Origin of the sequence: Pseudoalteromonas sp. FUC4 (assembly GCF_008370255.1) — a bacterium.
GTDB lineage: Bacteria > Pseudomonadota > Gammaproteobacteria > Enterobacterales > Alteromonadaceae > Pseudoalteromonas.
The window spans coordinates 434,181-450,715 of the sequence record NZ_SEUI01000003.1; the positions used below are offsets into that span (position 1 = coordinate 434,181).

Sequence of the window (16,535 nt, forward strand, 5' to 3'; positions counted from 1 at the left end):
TAATTGCTGGTTCAGCTAGTGTATAAGGTAAGCACTTAATAATAGAACACTTAACTTAAAAGGACGAAACGCAATGCCAGCAACCATAGCTAAAAAATACCAAGCAATGCTTAACTGGCGGCCTAATTTAATTGGGCAATTTGCAATGAGTATGCTGCTTTCGTTACTACCCCTTTCTATAGTGGTAATTGTGTTTTTAAATGCCCTCAATAAGCAGTTAGCGGTTACTCAAAGTATTGTAAGTAACAACTACCAAGTTACTAAATCGTTTAATACTTTAAAGCAAGAACTCAACAGCCTTGAGCGTGCCACTAGGCAAAATTGGGTGTTAAAAAGTGAATCACTCGACAAGCTAATTATTGATAAATGGCAATCATCCCTGCAAAGTATCGATGAGCTTAAATTTGTAAACACGAATAAAGATTATACCCACCAATGGCAGCGCTTATATACCACCTTACAAACTGCGCATGTAGAACTTGTTGAGCAAAAACAACAACAAGCTGAGTTGTTTGTGCCAGTGAGCGATTTAGTTGCTGAACTTACTTTATGGCTACGTGATAAAAACGAAGCGCAAATTACCAATAACCAAAATGAGCTGACAAGCTTACAAGCCTCATTTATAAACTGGCTGGTGGCACTTATTCCACTGACTTTAATTGTAGGTGGTGGTTTTTTATGGCGCATAAGTGGGCGATTAAAAGGGTTAACTACGGTTATTGATAAGCTAGGGCAGGGGCATTGGCAGCAAAAAATATCAGTTAAGGGCTCAGCTGAACTTGTTGAGCTAGGAGAAAAGCTCCAATGGGTACAAGAGCAACTTCATATGCTTGAGCAGCAAAAAGATACTTTTTTACGCCATGTAACTCATGAGCTAAAAACGCCGCTTGCTTCAATGGTTGAAGGCACTGACTTATTAACTGATGAAATAGTAGGCCCAATTACCGCTGAGCAAAAAGCAGTGCTTGAGCTTATTAGCCAATCTATGGTGCGCCTTCGAACAATGATTGACAGCCTGCTGAGTTATAATGCGATTCGCACCAGTAAAGACAGCCTAAGCGAAGTTGAATTTAGCCTCCTTATTAATAAAATTAATAGCCATTTTGAGCATCGTTTAAGTGCACGTGAGCAGGCTCTAAAATGGCAAAATACTTTACCTAATAAACCGCTTGCTTTACCAAGTGAGCTTATTGAGATGATTTTAATTCAGCTTATTTCAAATGGTTTAAAATTTTCAGAAGATAAGCAGATCGTGACTATTAATTTAGCACTTGAGCAAAATCAACTTTGCATTGCTGTACTTGATAAAGGGTGCGGTATTAAAGAGCAAGAAAAAACCCAAATTTTCAGCGCGTTTTATCAAGGTAAACACAGTAAAAATGTTACGCTGCAAGGCAGTGGGCTGGGCTTAACTATTGTAAAAGAATCTGTTGAACAGTTAAGAGGAACACTGACTGTTGAGCATAACGAGCCACATGGTTGCCGGTTTTCAATTAAAATTCCCATAAAAAAAAATCTAGGAGTTAATTAACATGCGCTTGCGTTTAATCGCTATTTTAAGTGTGCTCAGTAGCAGCATGGTTATATCAGGTTGTGAAATTAATAATGGGCAAGAAGAGCGTGTGTTAATTACACCAGCACCTGTGGTCGATACTAAAATAAAAAACGACAAAAACAGTAAACCTAGTCCAAAACCCAGACCAAAAATTGAACCTAGCTATCCTCCTGCAGAGCAAGTTATTGCATGGCACGCTAATCAGTGTGGTGGATTCAAATTAGTGCCTAGCAAAGATGTTTTTACAGGCGAAAACGAGCTTAAACGCTTTTTTAAATTTATGTGCTTAAACATAAATGATGATCCAAATACAGTAATGACTAAGTTGCTAAAACTCGATCTTGCTTACTTTTGGCCTGATGACATAAAGCAATATTTATGGCTTCAAAAGCAGCAAGTAACTATGCAAATAAATGCTAAAAAAGAGCAGCAAGCACTTAACAATAAAATGCAAGAAACCCTCTCATCGTTAGCAACTATTGAGCAACAGCTTTTACTACGAGAAGAAACTAAGGAGCAGTAACTATGGCAGCAACTAAAGCGCAAGGTGCAAAAGTATTACTCGTTGACGACGACGCTAGCTTATTAAAACTGCTCGCTATTCGCATTGAATCAAAAGGGTACGAAGTAACGACCTGTGAAAGTGGCTTAATTGCACTACAAATACTTAAAAGCCAAGTGTTTGACGCGGTAATAACCGACTTACGTATGGATGAAATGGATGGTATGGCACTGCATCGTCAGCTGCAAAGCCGCTATCCTGCATTACCTGTCATTATGATGACAGCGCACGGCTCTATTCCTGATGCGGTAGAAGCGACCAAGCAAGGCATTTTTGCATTTATAACTAAACCCGTAGATAAAGATGAGTTATTCGACAGCCTTGCTAAAGCGATAGAAATTCACGGTGTGAACGCTGATGAAGCTGCGCCAAAAAGCAATATAGTTACGCGTAGTGGCACAATGCTTCACTTGCTCGAGCAAGTAAAACTACTTGGGCCAACGCAAGTTAATGTACTCATTTCGGGGGCTAGTGGTACAGGTAAAGAGTTACTTGCACAGGCTATTCATCAACATAGCCATGTAAGCGACGGACCTTTTGTTGCAATTAACTGTGGGGCTGTACCGGGCGAGCTTTTAGAATCCGAATTATTTGGCCATAAAAAAGGCTCTTTTACGGGCGCAATTAAAGATCACCAAGGGTTGTTTCAACAAGCAGAAGGTGGCACGTTATTTTTAGATGAAATAGGCGACATGCCACTTAACTTACAGGTTAAGTTACTGCGCGTATTACAAGAAAAAACAATTCGCCCAGTAGGCTTTCAAGAAGAGATAGCAATTGATGTACGTATTGTATCGGCAACACATAAAAATCTTCCTGAAGCTATTTTAAACCAGCAATTTAGAGAAGATTTATACTATCGCTTAAACGTAGTTAATTTAAAATTACCGCCACTGTGTGAGCGCCGCGAAGATATAAGCTTATTAGCACAGCACTTTAGTGCAAGCATTGCTAAGCGCATGAACCAAACTGAAAAACACTTTGCAAGCGATGCTATGCATGCGCTTGTACGCTACGACTGGCCAGGCAATATCCGCCAATTGCAAAATGTTGTAGAGCAGGTTGTAGCATTAACACCGAGTGATGTTATTTCAGAGCACTTAGTGTTAGCTGCGCTAAATAGTAACGAAACAAACGTAGAACCATTATCACTAAACGACGCTAAAAAAGAGTTTGAGCGCGACTATGTAATTAACACTTTAAAAATGGCAGGTGGTAACGTAGCTGAAGGCGCTAAGCTTGCTAAGCGCAATCGCTCAGATTTTTATAAGTTGATTAAAAAGCATAATATTGATGTTGATAATTTAGGTTAAGGAAAAGCATGCAGTTATTTATGGTGTATTTAGGCGGTCGAATTCAGGGTTGCCATATTGAAATGCACGATATTCGCTTTGTAGTAGGGGAGAATATAGAGCAAACCTACTCAAAGTTAAAAAGCCAGTGGGTAGGCGACAGAAGTAATGTTCACATGGATAGCTACATGGCAATTAATCATATTGATGGATTTAAAGTAGAAGTGGTTGATAGCTATGTGGAGCAAAATAAACAACTTTATTTTGTAAATTTAGGCGCTTACAGAAGTGACTCCATGGCTGAGCAACATGACTTTGCATTGTATGTTGCAAGCAGTAGCCATGAAGCTAAAGAGCGCGCTAAAAATGATTTACTCGCAGGCCTTAGCCATATCCATAAAGACGATTTGCACGACGTAGACGATTGCTTTGCGATTGATTTACTCGACAGTCAATTAAATATTAAGCTGACTCCAAGCAGGCAAGCTCAAACAATAAAGCCAGACTGGTTTGGCTACCACGTACTTTAAATCAGCAACGCAGGACTAAGAGTCCTGCTCGTTTTGTTCATCCTTTTCGCTTTTAGCCGCCATTTTAAATGCCACAATAACCAATCCAAACATAGCAAACGGCAGTGCTGCTAACATGTATTCAACCACATTACTGTCTTGAAAGTTTGCTTGCAGTAAAAAGTGGCCCGCCACACACATTAAAATAACCACTAATAAAATGGGTAGTAACATAAGTTCTTTTTTTGATGAATGGTTTTTCATTAAATGCGTGGCTATAGCTGAAAATAATGCGCCATTGTAATGAGCTTACTTAAGCTTGGCAAACACCGCAGAATTTTTTAATTAATGTTATGATTAGTATCAAACAATTTTATTAATGTTTATGGGAATAAAGTGAAAAGTAACTTAAAAAAAGTTTACCTCGTTGGTGGTGCAGTGCGCGACAAACTGCTAAACATAGAATCAAAAGACAACGATTATGTAGTTATAGGCGAGACGCCACAAACTATGGAGTCGCTTGGTTTTGTGCCAATAGGTAGCGACTTTCCAGTTTATTTACACCCAAAAACAAAAGAAGAATATGCACTTGGCCGTACTGAGCGAAAAAGCGGTAAAGGCTATACCGGCTTTGTGGTTGATGCGAGCCCAACCGTTACGCTAGAAGAAGATTTAGCAAGGCGTGATTTGACCATTAACTCAATGGCGCTTGATGAATACGGTAATATTATTGACCCGTTTAATGGCCAAAGCGATTTACAAAATAAAATATTGCGCCACACCACACAAGCTTTCGTAGAAGACCCTGTTCGAGTACTGCGTATTGCCCGTTTTTTAGCACGCTATGGCAGCGACTGGCGTATTCACCCAAGTACGTATGCATTAATGTGTGAGCTTAAAAACAAAGGTGAGCTCAATCATTTAGTACCCGAACGCGTATGGCTCGAAACCGAAAAAGCACTTGGCGAGAAGCACCCCGAACTTTATTTTGAAGCACTGCAAGGTTTGGGGATATTTCCTGAACTTGAGCGCATGGTTAATGTACCGCAACCAGCAAATCACCACCCCGAAGGTGATGTATTTGTACATACTATGCTGGTACTTAGACGTGCAGCTGATTTAAATTTTAACTTAGACACTCGTTTTGCAGCCCTGACTCATGACTTTGGTAAAGCACTTAGTTTTAAAAAGTATGGAAATTTACGTGGGCACGAACGCGAAGGTGTTGCGGTAGTTGAAAAGTTTTGTGAGCGCTTAAAAGTACCTAATCGCTTTCGCGATGTTGGTGTACTCACCAGTGATAACCACACCCTTTGCCACACGATTGATCAGTTAAGGCCGCAAACCATTCACAAGCTAATAGTAAGTAACTTAAATGCGTTGGTGCACCCAGAACGTTTTATCGCGTTTACTCAAGCGTGCCAATGCGATGCACAAGGGCGTGGTGAAACATTGGTAGATAAGCCATACCCGCAAGCAACTAAGCTGCGAGCAATTCATACTGAACTGCAAAAAGTGGATAAGAAGCTGGTAGTGCAAAATGCACTTAAAAATGGCAAAAAAGGCCCTGAAATAGGCGAAGAAGTAAAACTTGCAGAAATAAACTGCATTAAAGCATTTTTAGAACATGAGAAGTCCCAAGCATAATAAAATTAGACTAAGTAGTGCGATACGCCTTGGTTCTTAGTCGCGTCGTGCTTTCTTAGCTCTTTGTAATTGGTGTTTTTTGGTTTTACCTCTTCAGACTTGGGCTTTTTTGAGGGCCTGTATAAGTCAAAAATAAAATCTAATTCTTCACGCTCGAGTGATGGTTTCATGAGTATTCCTTCAATTTAATACTTTAATATGATGTAGGGTATGGTTATTCGACTGAATAAAAAGTGAATAGTTACATTTGAAGTCGTACTAAATTGTAATCGGCAGTTTTGAAGGGGTAAGCGGCGCGTTAAACCGCTCTATTAGCTATTTTAGTTGTGTAAAGGCAAGCTCACAGTAAACACTACACCATTACCTTGCTCGTTGTTTTGCGCGGTTACACTGCCTTTATGGTAATCGCATACCAGCCTTACAATATAAAGCCCTAACCCCAAATGTGGTTGTTGCTGCATTTGTTGGCTACGCACAGATACCATTGAATCAAAAATATGCTCAGTTAATCCTTCAGGTAAAGCAGGGCCTGTATTACTCACTGTTAATGTTGCTTTATTTTCGCTCTGCTTAAGGCCTACATTAATAGCCGTATTGGCTTTGCTGAACTCCAGCGCGTTATTAATAAGTTTATCAAGCAGCTGAGCTATAAACTCCGGTGCACCTTGCATCGGTAATTTGTTTTGGCATACATCAAGCGTAAATAACTGGTTTGGGTAAGTAAGCTGATAGCCTTGCATGCAGCCATTTATTACTTTTTGTAAATCAAAAGGCTCAGGCTCGTTGCTTTGAATACTTTGTTCAAGACGAGTGGCTTCGCTCATAGTAGTTATTATTTTACCCAAGCGTTCAACGCCTTCGCTGGCGCGATCGAGGTATTTTTGACTCAGCTCGTTTTGTGGCAAGCTTTGTAAGTTCTCAAGCGATGAGCGCACTACGGCAACCGGCGTGCGCAGCTCATGCGACAACCGCGACGACATATTCTCTAAGTAATCGGTATAACCACCAAGTCGGCTCACAATGTTTGAAAAACTACGCGACAGGTCGCCAATTTCATCGTTAGCGTCGCTGTAATTAATACTGCCGGTAACACGCCCTTGTGCATCAATCGCTTGCTCAGCAGTATCGCGCAGTCGCCTAATACGGCTCGATATACGCGAGGCAAAAAAGAATAGGGTGACAGTACCAATTAGCATCACAGCTAAAATAACGTTAAAGAGTTTTTCGAGCGATTTATTACGCAGCGTACGTACGCCGTTTGTGGTTTCCTCTGCTATTACTGCGCCAATTACTTGGTCTTGAATCCAAATAGGGTAAGCGGCCGATAAAATAACGGCTTTGCTGTCAGGGGTTAAGCGCCAAGACGATGCTGGTTGTCCTTTTAATGCTTTCGCTAAATGTGTGCCCTGCATAGAGGCTACATCGTGCAGGGTATCTAAAAACTCATTTTCGGGGCGCGTTAATATTTTATAGTAAATAGGGTGTAAGTAATTTTGCTCAAAGCGCTGCCACCAAGTTTTAGGTGCCTGGTTAGCAAGTCCATCAGCCCATACGCCATCGGCATTTTGAATAGTGCCGGTTTGCGCAAGTACACGATGATGGTTATCGACCACCCAAATGCGGCTACCACTGTGCCCCATACCTTTTAAAATACGGCTAATTTCTGGAGAAGGGACTAATACTGATCCTAAATCATTTGGGTTATTTAAGTTTGAGGTCGACATTATTTTAGGCTCGAGCAGTGCCTCTTTATTATCTATGTCAACAATAGCAAAGCCAAGTTTGTTGCCTAGCATGCTAATAGGAAAGCGCAGCTCTACGTTATAACCTGATTCGGTACTTTCAAAATAGCCCTGAATTTTTGTAAAAGGGGCTTTGGTGTTGGCGTCAAACGCATTGACCCAGCCATTTTTGCGCGGTGCAATAATATACGTTTGAAATTGGCCACCTGGGGTTTTTAAGCCAATTTTTAAGTAATCGTTATTGGTAATGCTTAAGCTGTTTTTAGCGCGATAAATAAGAGTATTGTCGGTGACTTTAAATACGGCGTATAAGTAGTTATCAAATTTTCCCACCATATGATCAAACGATAAGTCACTGGCTTGATGTTTGTTGTCTATTTTTTGTAAGTAGCGCTTATCGTAATGCCAAAACAGCGGTTGGTAGCTGTCCCAATCGGTGAGTTTACCATCGAGCTGAATAGGGTTTTTTAGGTTATAAGCGTATAAATCACGGCCTTTTACTACTTGATCTAAAAAATTAGTTTGTTCGTCAAACAGCGCAGGTCGCTCATGTAATGCAGTAGCAAGTGCGCGAGTGGTGCCTACGAGAGTTTTTTCTTGGCCTTGGCGTAAAAACTTTTCCATTTCCCATACGTACTCGTAGCCAAGCCACGGTAGCAAAAACAAAAAACATGAAAGCAATATAAATTTACTGCGCAGGCCAAATCGTAGCATTAGTGTTGTTCCCACCTGTAACCCATGCCATACACGGTATCTATGCAATCAAAGGTGCTGTCGAGTGCTATAAATTTTTTACGAATACGTTTTACGTGCGAAGTAATAGTGCTGTCGTCTACATAAATTTTTGCATCGCTCATTAATTCGTTACGGCTTTTAACATGGCCTGGTCGCTGGGCGAGTGAATGCAGCATCCAAAATTCGGTTACGGTTAAATCAACTAATTGTTGCTGCCAAAATACCTGCATACGTTGCGTGTCGAGCGTTAACTGCCCGCGTGTTATGAGTGCGTTTGCATCAGCGGGTTGTTCAAGTGCTTCCATTCTACGAAACAGCGCCCCAATACGCGCAGCCAAGTGAGCCAAGCTTATGTCTTTTGTTAGGTAGTCGTCGGCACCCATGCGTAGGCCGCATACGGTATCTATTTCGCTATCGCGGGCGGTTAAAAAAATAATAGGCAGCGTTTTAGAAAGCGATCGCAATGTTTGGCACAGTAAAAAACCACCATCTATTTCATGGCCTAGGCCAATATCAACAATGGCTAAATCGGGCAGGGCATTTTTAAATTCAGCTTCAGCGCTGGCACGGTCGGCAAAGCCCCTTACTTGATAGCCCTGTGCGCTCAGCATTTCTATGTAGTTTTCGCGGATTGCGGGTTCATCTTCAACGATGGCTATTTTTTTCATCTTAATCATTATCCTATTGCTTCTGTTGTGCACTATAACGAAGTTTTTAAGCTAAGTACGCTTAAAAAGGCAATTGCCATTTTTTTGCCACAATTGCTCAGCAGTTTGCCATTTTTGCTCCCCTTTGCTGCCACTTGAGCTTGTTTTAATACACCCATCAAAACAAAACATCACAAATTAAAAAGTAAGTTTAAGGATCAAATCATGAAGAAGACATTAATCGCATTAACACTCGTTGCTAGTTTTTGTACTCCAGCAATTGCCTCAACATCTAACACGCCATCAAAAGAAGCCCATAAAGAAACGGCTATTGGTTTAGGTGCAGGCGCTATTATTGGCGGCGTAGTGGGCGGGCCAATAGGTGCATTTATTGGGGCATTTGCCGGTGGTTTAATAGGCGATTCAAAAGTAGCTGATAACAAAATTGCAGAGCAAGAGCGTGCCATTACAGTAATGAAAGAAAAAACCAGCGATTACCAACACGTGCTTAACCACAACAATATGTTAGAGCAGCAGCTAGAAGTGCTTGCCAATCAAAATGAGCAGTTAACTCAAGTTCAAATTAATAACTTACTAGCCATGACAGTGCAATTTAAAACAGGTTCAAGTGTTATTGCCCCGCATTTTGCACTGCAGTTAGACCAACTGGTTACCTTGTTAAACAACCAACCACAACTCGCACTTGATTTAAGTGGCTTTGCCGATCAACGCGGCGATGAGCAAGCCAACCTTTTACTTTCTAAAGCGCGTGTAAATGCCGTGCAAAGCTATTTAATAAAACACGGTGTGAGCCACAAACGTTTAAGCACGCAGGCATTTGGCGAGCAGCAAACATTGGCTAACAGCAACACGGTGGAAGATAACTTTTTTGATAGACGCGTAACGCTTACCACTCGCTCAATGAGTCCAGTAAATGGCCAAACGGCGAGTAACTAAATCTAACTGAATCTAAGTAAAACAAAGCGTTCGATGGAGTGATTTTATGTTGAGTAAACCAACCAAAATGCTTACTAAAGTAAGCATTTTTATATTCATAGTGATTGTGCTGTTAGCAAGTTTTAAAAGCCAGGCACAATCACCCAAGTTAGAGCTTTTTGATAGCAGTGGTGCGCCAGCAGGCCCAGCTATAATATTAAAAAGCGACGCCAATATGACCTTAACCGGTCTGATCAACCATGTTGTAGTAACGCAAACCTATCAAAACGAAAACCCGTTTGCAGTTAATGCGCGCTACGTTTTTCCATTGCCTGATGAAAGCGCCGTGCATGCCATGACCATGCACATTGGTGAGCGAGTCATTAAAGGCCAAATTGATAAAAAAGTGGAGGCCGAAAAAAAATACGAGGAGGCTAAAAAAGCAGGTAAGCAAGCGGCTTTAGTTCGCCAACAACGTGCGAATATGTTTATTACGAATGTGGCTAATATTGGCCCCGGTGAGCAAGTAGTAATTGAGCTTGAGTATCAAGAAATAATTGACTACAGCAGTGGTACATTTGCTATTAGATTTCCTACTACCATTACACCGCGTTATCACGCGATTAGTGGTGAGGTTGAGGTTAATACTCAAAATCAAGCGCACGTTAATCCGCTTCCAACGGGATGGTTAAGTCCTGTTTACAGTATTAAAAGCAGTACTCAAAATGATAGCGTACCAAGCAGCCAATTTAGCTTAAACATTGATATAGACGTAGGCTTAGAACTGGTGGATATCAATTCTAAATTTCATAATGTTGATGTACAAAACACAGCATTTGGGCAATATAAAATAGCGTTAAATGAGACAAATGCAGTTAATCGCGACTTTGTACTTGAGTTTAAACCGCTGCAAAAAGAGCAAGCTCAAGCCGCATTTTTTACTCAGCAGTTTGAAAATGGTGACCGATACGGGCTTGCTATGCTAATGCCACCAGGGGATCACTTTACACAAACGCAGCGCTTACCTCGCGAAATGGTATTTGTCGTTGATACGTCAGGCTCTATGCATGGGCAATCTATGGAGCAAGCTAAAAAAGCGTTGTTTTATGCACTTTCATTACTCGATAGCGACGACAGCTTTAACATTATTGGTTTTGACAACATAGTAACTCCAATGAGCGATAAACCACTTATAGCCAGTGACTTTAATTTACGCCGTGCAGAGCGATTTATTTATAGCCTAGAAGCTGACGGCGGCACTGAAATACAAGGTGCGCTTAATGCCGTACTTGATGGCAGCGAGTTTGATGGTTTTGTACGCCAAGTTGTATTTTTAACTGATGGCAGCGTAAGCAATGAGGACGCATTATTTAAAAATATTCAAAGTAAGTTAGGCGATAGCCGCTTATTTACAGTGGGTATTGGCAGCGCACCTAACAGCTTTTTTATGCGCCGAGCGGCAGATATAGGTAAAGGCTCATTCACGTTTATAGGCAGCACAAGCGAGGTGCAACCTAAAATGCAGCAGTTGTTTGATAAGCTAGCACATCCGGCTATTACTAATTTGGCACTAAGCGATGAAAGCGGTAACAACTTAGATTTTTGGCCATCACCACTACCTGATTTATATTTTGGCGAGCCTATCATGGTCGCTATAAAGCTTAATAATGCTAAAAATGTGGTACTTTCTGGGCAAACAGCACAAGGGCCTTTAAGTATTAAATTAAGTACACAAAATAGTTCAAGCGCTCAAGGTATAGCAAAACTGTGGGCGCGCCAAAAAATCAAGTCATTACTTTTATACAACGAGCAAAGTGTAGTTAAAGATGAAGTACAGGAGCTTGCGCTTACTCATCAATTACTTAGTCCGTTTACTGCTTTTATAGCGATTGAACAAACTCAAATAAAAGAAGTGGCAGAGCAAACGGCGCAAGCTACTAATGCAGTACCGCAAGGTATGGCAATGCGCTTACCGCAAACCGATGGGCAAAGTAGGTTACATATATTACTAGGCTGTATTTTATTATTGGGATTTGGCGCCCTTAAAATAAACCGATCATTTAAATTAAGCAGGGCACGTAAATGAAAAAGTGGCTAAGCGCGGGCTTACTAATAGCTGGGCTTGGATTATTTGGGCACGGCGCTTATATGCAGGCAAAAGCGTGGCTTGCTCAAGTATTAATTGAGCAAGCATGGCAAGAGGCGCTTAAATCACCCAGCACTAAAGTAAAGCCGTGGTATTACGCCGACAGCTACGTGACCGCAAAGCTTGATTGGCCAAGCCATAATAAAACATTAAGTGTATTGGCTGGAGCGAGTGGTCGTAATTTAGCGTTTGCGCCTAGCCAATTCTTACCCGCAGGGGAGCTTGGCGGGAAAAAATTTGGAAACGAAAAAGGCGCGCTAATAGCTGGGCATAACGACACCCACTTTGCATTTTTACAAAACGCAAAAGTGGGGGAGGCGTTTACTTTGCAACTGCAAAGTGGGGTGATTCAAAATTATAAGGTAACGGGGATTGAGGTTATTCATCAATCCCAAAACTCATTTTTACAAACACCTGGGCTGTACTTGCTTACCTGCTACCCTTTTGATTCGCTTGCCTCGGGTACTCATTTAAGATTGCTTGTATCTGCGCAAATGTCTTCGCCTGATTCGCTAAGCGGTATATCCACCACAAGTTCTTGATGACGCTGGCTTATCATTACGCCAATAAATACCACAAATATACTCAACCATTGCCAAACGTTGAGCACTTCGCCCAAAATAATAGCTGACAAAATAAGTGTAAAAATAGGAATTAAATTAGAGTACGCAGCAGCGGTTAATACCGATACCTTGCTAATTGCATAGTTGTACATGCCATAGCCGCCAAGGGTTACACACGAACCTAAATACAAAATGCTCATAAGCGCAGTTAAGTCGTGTTGGTTTTCGCTTGGTAGGTCGATAAAAAATAAAAATGGCGCAAAAAACAAGCTGCCGCTAATACCTTGCAACGCAATTAAAGTCAGGGGTGAGTAGCGATTAGCTAAATGTTTAATACTTACGGTATAAAATGCAGCGCACACCATCGCCATAAGCTCTAAAAAGTTACCCAGTAACGGATTAGGTGCTTGGTCGGTACTGGGTGAAAGAAGCGTAAGTAAAATACTGCCGCCAATACACAGCGTAAAACCGACAACAATAGCTTTGCTTATATGCTCTTTAAGTAATACAAAGGCAAGCAACGCAATAATAATAGGCAAGCAAGAGACAATAACACCGGCCTGCGAGGCTGATGTGTATTCCATTGCATGGCCTTCAAATAAAAAGTACAAGCAAGGCTCAGCAAGCGACATACCCACTAAATACTTCCAGTCACCTTTTAAATACTCAAACCGAATAACGTAGCGCCATAAACAAAGCGACAAAACTAACGTGGTGAGCATGCGTAAAAATATCACTAATGCAGGGTCGTAAATAGCAATGGCGTATTTGAGCGCTATAAAAGAGCTGCCCCATAAAAAGGTGGCAATAATTAAACATAAACTGGCAGGCATAAAGAGTAATTTACTTAATTTAATAAAATCAGATCCTAGCATGAAAATTTTTAACTTGTTCAAAAATACCGAGCTGGTATAAATTAATTCATCTTTAATTAATCAATAGTAAAAAGCACATGCAAAGGGAACAGGTAATAGTTGTAAAGCTTGGTACAAGCGTACTAACTGGCGGCACCGATAAGCTAGACAAAGCACATATGGTTGAATTAGTACGCCAATGCTGCGAGCTTAAAAAGCAAGGCCACCAGGTTGTTTTAGTATCGAGCGGCGCGGTAGCTGCTGGGCGCGAACAACTATTAAAACCCTGTGGCAGAAGCTTAATTGATAAACAAATGCTTGCTGCAATTGGACAAGGTCAACTTATTCATATTTGGCAGAGCTTGTTTGCTTTATATGGGGTAAATGTAGGTCAAATGCTGCTTACTCGCGCTGATGTAGACGACAGAGGGCGCTACCTTAATGCCCGCGATACACTCAATGCATTATTAAATTACGACGTTGTACCCATCATTAACGAAAATGACGCAGTCGCTACCAGCGAAATAAAAGTAGGCGACAACGATAACTTATCGGCACTTGTTGCTATTTTGGCTAATGCTAATAAGTTACTGCTACTTACCGATCAAGAAGGCTTATTTACCAGCGATCCGCGCACAAACGCCGATGCCACCCTCATTGGTGAAGTAACACATATAAACGATGAGCTGCGCCAACTTGCTGGTGGCAGTGGTACAAACTTAGGTACTGGCGGTATGGCAACCAAATTACAAGCAGCCGACATCGCAAGGCGTGCAGGCGTTGAAGTTATTATTGCTAAAGGCGCAGGTAAAAACGTTATTTTAAAATGCATGAGTGACGAGTTACCAGGCACGCGTTTTTTAAAACTCACCGCTCCAAAAGATGGCCGTAAAAAATGGTTACTAGCTGGGCCTAAAAGTACTGGCCAAATTGTCATTGATGCAGGTGCTATTGGCGCCCTTCAAAATAAAGGTGCTAGCTTACTCGCTAAAGGCGTTACTAATGCATTTGGACGTTTTGAACGCGGTGATTTAATTGATTTAATAGATAATAAAAATCAAGTGATTGCACGGGGCTTAACGCGCTTTAGTAGTACCGAAGTAAATAAAATAAAGGGTGCGCATTCTAGCCAAATAGGTAAGTTACTTGATTACGATAGTGGCGCAGAAGTATTGCATCGCGACGACTTAGTATTACTTTGATAATTATCATTTATATAGGCTTACTCTGAAGTCTGATTGAACTGTAATTAACGAACTGACTATTGATAATAGTATTACGCTTTTTTGATTATAAATTTGTGCTAAAATCTGGCTCCTTAAATTGTTGTAAATAGAGTGCTAAGCATGAAATTAGTTCGTTGGTTACTAGGTTCTATAATTTTATTTTTTAATTTTGTATTTACTCCTCGCAGTAAAAAGCGTGCAAGCGATGTGCAAGCGCAGCTTGATCAGCAAACCTCACAATTTAAACTGTATCAATTTAAAGCATGCCCGTTTTGTGTAAAAGTACGTCGCGCCATTAAGCGCGAAGGCTTAAACATAGAAACGCGTGATGCAAAAGACAATGAGCAATATCGCCAAGAGCTACTAGAGCAAGGCGGCAAAGTTAAAGTGCCTTGCCTGCGTATAGAGAAAAATGGCCAAGTACAATGGCTGTATGAATCAAACGATATTATTGCTTACTTAAACAAAGTAGCTGCATAAACCACTTTTATTATCTCACTTATTTAAAGAGAATTTACCATGACAATTCGCACCCGTGTTGCCCCGTCGCCAACTGGTGACCCGCATCTTGGCACCGCTTATATCGCCTTATTTAATTACTGTTTTGCTAAACAACAAGGCGGTGAATTTGTACTTCGTATAGAAGATACAGACCAAGTACGTAGCACGCCAGAGTCTGAACTTGCGATTATGGATAGCTTACGCTGGTTAGGGCTTGAGTGGGATCATGGTCCTGATGTGGGTGGCGAATTTGGTCCTTACCGTCAATCTGAGCGTAGCGATTTATATAAAAAATACGCGCATCAGTTAGTTGACGATGGCAAAGCGTTTTACTGCTTTGCAACAAGCGAAGAGCTTGATCAAATGCGTGAAGAGCAAATGGCAGAAGGCCTACGCCCTAAATATGACGGCCGTGGTTTAAACCATACAGATGAAGAAATTAAAGCAAACTTAGCAGCAGGCAAACCTTACGTTATACGTATGAAAATCCCAAGCGAAGGCACATTTAAGTTTAACGACTACCTACGAGATGAAATTGAGATCCCGTGGGAAAACGTAGACATGCAAGTTCTTTTAAAAGCGGATGGTTTCCCAACGTACTTTTTAGCGAACGTAGTTGATGACCACCATATGCAAATTAGTCATATTTTCCGTGGTGAAGAGTGGATTAACTCAGCACCTAAGTTATTAAAACTGTATGAAGACTTTGGTTGGGAAGCGCCGGTACTTGGACATTTACCATTACTACGTAACCCAGATAAATCAAAGCTATCTAAGCGCAAAAACCCAACATCTATTAACTACTATAAAGAAATGGGTTACCTACCAGAAGCCGTGCTTAACTACTTAGGTCGTATGGGTTGGTCAATGCCAGATGAGCGTGAAAAGTTCACACTTAATGAAATGATTGAAAACTTTGACATGAAGCGCGTATCGCTTGGTGGCCCAGTATTCGACGTGGATAAATTAAGCTGGTTAAACGGCATGTGGATCCGCGAAAATCTAACCGACGAGCAGTTAATTCAGCGCTTTGTTGATTGGAAGTTTAACGGTGAAATGTTAGCTAAAGTATTACCTGAGGCTAAAACGCGTATTAATACGCTGTCGGATATGGTTGAGCTTGCTGGACATTTTGTAGGTGGTATTCCAACTTACGATCCTGCGCTATTGACAGCTGGTAAAGCAGACGAAAACGTAATACGCCAAGCACTACAATTTTTTGTATGGCAGCTAGAAGGCTTACGTAGCTTTGATAAGCCCGCTATTTTTGCAATTTCAAAAGAAGTGGCTACATTCCACGAGCTTAAAATTAAAGACTTTTTAGAGCCAATTTTTGTCGCAATTACAGGCAAAACATCAAGTACGTCAGTGCTTGATGCAATGGAAATATTAGGCTCTGACTTATCACGTGCTCGTTTACGTGTAGCGCTTGCTCATTTAGGTATTTCTAAAAAACAGGCTAAAAATATAGAGCGTGCGTACCGCGAATACCCAAGTGCATAATTGCTAAACAATGTACTTTTAAAAGCCGAGCTTAGTAAAATAAGTTCGGCTTTTTTGTTTCAGGCTGTTTAGCTATATGACATCGTATTTTGATATTGCTTAACTAAAGTATTAGTA

Annotated in this window: 16 protein-coding genes; 11 read left to right on the plus strand and 5 right to left on the minus strand. The window is 41.0% G+C overall.

Going from position 1 to position 16,535, the window contains the following annotated elements:
- Window positions 1–73: 73 nt before the first annotated feature.
- From EU510_RS11515 to EU510_RS11530, 4 genes are read left to right on the plus strand one after another with little or no spacing between them, the layout of a single operon-like run.
- A complete protein-coding gene (locus EU510_RS11515; protein ID WP_149593613.1) occupies window positions 74–1,531 on the plus strand; it encodes a sensor histidine kinase in 1,458 nt (485 codons plus the stop codon).
- 1 nt (window position 1,532) lies between these two features.
- A complete protein-coding gene (locus tag EU510_RS11520) occupies window positions 1,533–2,078 on the plus strand; it encodes a hypothetical protein (RefSeq protein ID WP_149593614.1) in 546 nt (181 codons plus the stop codon).
- A gap of 2 nt (window positions 2,079–2,080) precedes the next feature.
- Window positions 2,081–3,430: a sigma 54-interacting transcriptional regulator gene (locus EU510_RS11525; protein ID WP_149593615.1), complete on the plus strand. Its 1,350-nt coding sequence runs from the start codon at window positions 2,081–2,083 to the stop codon at window positions 3,428–3,430.
- 8 nt (window positions 3,431–3,438) lie between these two features.
- Window positions 3,439–3,939 (plus strand): DUF1543 domain-containing protein, encoded by a 501-nt coding sequence (locus tag EU510_RS11530; RefSeq protein WP_149593616.1) that lies wholly within the window; start codon window positions 3,439–3,441, stop codon window positions 3,937–3,939.
- Window positions 3,940–3,954: 15 nt separating this feature from the next.
- On the opposite strand, the gene EU510_RS11535 is transcribed toward EU510_RS11530, so the two are convergent.
- Window positions 3,955–4,182, minus strand: a complete 228-nt coding sequence (locus EU510_RS11535) for a hypothetical protein (RefSeq protein WP_007581571.1) — start codon at window positions 4,180–4,182, stop codon at window positions 3,955–3,957.
- Between the two features lie 132 nt (window positions 4,183–4,314).
- Here EU510_RS11535 and EU510_RS11540 point away from each other — a divergent pair, with 132 nt between their 5' ends.
- Complete coding sequence (locus tag EU510_RS11540) at window positions 4,315–5,565, plus strand: multifunctional CCA addition/repair protein (RefSeq protein WP_149593617.1); 1,251 nt, start codon at window positions 4,315–4,317, stop codon at window positions 5,563–5,565.
- Window positions 5,566–5,570: 5 nt separating this feature from the next.
- On the opposite strand, the gene EU510_RS19910 is transcribed toward EU510_RS11540, so the two are convergent.
- The 3 genes from EU510_RS19910 to pdsR form a co-directional block, all read right to left on the minus strand.
- A complete protein-coding gene (locus tag EU510_RS19910) occupies window positions 5,571–5,735 on the minus strand; it encodes a hypothetical protein (RefSeq protein ID WP_182196201.1) in 165 nt (54 codons plus the stop codon).
- 150 nt (window positions 5,736–5,885) lie between these two features.
- Complete coding sequence (pdsS, locus tag EU510_RS11545; protein WP_149593618.1) at window positions 5,886–8,021, minus strand: proteobacterial dedicated sortase system histidine kinase; 2,136 nt, start codon at window positions 8,019–8,021, stop codon at window positions 5,886–5,888.
- Window positions 8,021–8,710, minus strand: coding sequence for a proteobacterial dedicated sortase system response regulator (pdsR, locus tag EU510_RS11550; RefSeq protein WP_149593619.1), 690 nt, complete (start codon window positions 8,708–8,710; stop codon window positions 8,021–8,023). Before pdsR ends, pdsS begins: the two co-directional genes overlap by 1 nt.
- Window positions 8,711–8,914: 204 nt before the next feature.
- On the opposite strand from pdsR, the gene pdsO reads away from it, so the two are divergent.
- The 3 genes from pdsO to EU510_RS11565 are packed head-to-tail and all read left to right on the plus strand — an operon-like array spanning window position 8,915 to window position 12,313.
- Window positions 8,915–9,646 (plus strand): sortase-associated OmpA-like protein PdsO, encoded by a 732-nt coding sequence (gene pdsO, locus EU510_RS11555; protein WP_149593620.1) that lies wholly within the window; start codon window positions 8,915–8,917, stop codon window positions 9,644–9,646.
- Between the two features lie 46 nt (window positions 9,647–9,692).
- Window positions 9,693–11,711, plus strand: coding sequence for a marine proteobacterial sortase target protein (locus EU510_RS11560; RefSeq protein ID WP_149593621.1), 2,019 nt, complete (start codon window positions 9,693–9,695; stop codon window positions 11,709–11,711).
- On the plus strand, window positions 11,708–12,313 hold the full coding sequence (locus tag EU510_RS11565) for a class GN sortase (RefSeq protein WP_149593622.1): 606 nt from the start codon (window positions 11,708–11,710) through the stop codon (window positions 12,311–12,313). Before EU510_RS11560 ends, EU510_RS11565 begins: the two co-directional genes overlap by 4 nt.
- Here EU510_RS11565 and EU510_RS11570 read toward each other — a convergent pair.
- Window positions 12,238–13,167 (minus strand): DMT family transporter, encoded by a 930-nt coding sequence (locus EU510_RS11570; protein WP_149593729.1) that lies wholly within the window; start codon window positions 13,165–13,167, stop codon window positions 12,238–12,240. The genes EU510_RS11565 and EU510_RS11570 overlap by 76 nt on opposite strands.
- A 119-nt stretch (window positions 13,168–13,286) precedes the next feature.
- Between EU510_RS11570 and proB the strand changes: the two genes are divergently transcribed.
- The 3 genes from proB to gltX all read left to right on the plus strand — a co-directional run bounded on the left by proB (window position 13,287) and on the right by gltX (window position 16,418).
- Window positions 13,287–14,390 (plus strand): glutamate 5-kinase, encoded by a 1,104-nt coding sequence (proB, locus tag EU510_RS11575; RefSeq protein ID WP_149593623.1) that lies wholly within the window; start codon window positions 13,287–13,289, stop codon window positions 14,388–14,390.
- Between the two features lie 144 nt (window positions 14,391–14,534).
- On the plus strand, window positions 14,535–14,894 hold the full coding sequence (locus EU510_RS11580) for a glutaredoxin family protein (protein ID WP_149593624.1): 360 nt from the start codon (window positions 14,535–14,537) through the stop codon (window positions 14,892–14,894).
- A gap of 39 nt (window positions 14,895–14,933) precedes the next feature.
- A complete protein-coding gene (gene gltX, locus EU510_RS11585; protein ID WP_149593625.1) occupies window positions 14,934–16,418 on the plus strand; it encodes a glutamate--tRNA ligase in 1,485 nt (494 codons plus the stop codon).
- Window positions 16,419–16,535: the final 117 nt, after the last annotated feature.

Coding starts and splice junctions, on each gene's coding strand:
- EU510_RS11515 (WP_149593613.1), top strand. CDS start 74: ATGCCAGCAACCATAGCTAAAAAATACCAAGCAATGCTTAACTGGCGG.
- EU510_RS11520 (WP_149593614.1), top strand. CDS start 1,533: ATGCGCTTGCGTTTAATCGCTATTTTAAGTGTGCTCAGTAGCAGCATG.
- EU510_RS11525 (WP_149593615.1), top strand. CDS start 2,081: ATGGCAGCAACTAAAGCGCAAGGTGCAAAAGTATTACTCGTTGACGAC.
- EU510_RS11530 (WP_149593616.1), top strand. CDS start 3,439: ATGCAGTTATTTATGGTGTATTTAGGCGGTCGAATTCAGGGTTGCCAT.
- EU510_RS11535 (WP_007581571.1), bottom strand. CDS start 4,182: ATGAAAAACCATTCATCAAAAAAAGAACTTATGTTACTACCCATTTTA.
- EU510_RS19910 (WP_182196201.1), bottom strand. CDS start 5,735: ATGAAACCATCACTCGAGCGTGAAGAATTAGATTTTATTTTTGACTTA.
- pdsS (WP_149593618.1), bottom strand. CDS start 8,021: ATGCTACGATTTGGCCTGCGCAGTAAATTTATATTGCTTTCATGTTTT.
- pdsR (WP_149593619.1), bottom strand. CDS start 8,710: ATGAAAAAAATAGCCATCGTTGAAGATGAACCCGCAATCCGCGAAAAC.
- pdsO (WP_149593620.1), top strand. CDS start 8,915: ATGAAGAAGACATTAATCGCATTAACACTCGTTGCTAGTTTTTGTACT.
- EU510_RS11560 (WP_149593621.1), top strand. CDS start 9,693: ATGTTGAGTAAACCAACCAAAATGCTTACTAAAGTAAGCATTTTTATA.
- EU510_RS11565 (WP_149593622.1), top strand. CDS start 11,708: ATGAAAAAGTGGCTAAGCGCGGGCTTACTAATAGCTGGGCTTGGATTA.
- EU510_RS11570 (WP_149593729.1), bottom strand. CDS start 13,167: ATGCCTGCCAGTTTATGTTTAATTATTGCCACCTTTTTATGGGGCAGC.
- proB (WP_149593623.1), top strand. CDS start 13,287: ATGCAAAGGGAACAGGTAATAGTTGTAAAGCTTGGTACAAGCGTACTA.
- EU510_RS11580 (WP_149593624.1), top strand. CDS start 14,535: ATGAAATTAGTTCGTTGGTTACTAGGTTCTATAATTTTATTTTTTAAT.
- gltX (WP_149593625.1), top strand. CDS start 14,934: ATGACAATTCGCACCCGTGTTGCCCCGTCGCCAACTGGTGACCCGCAT.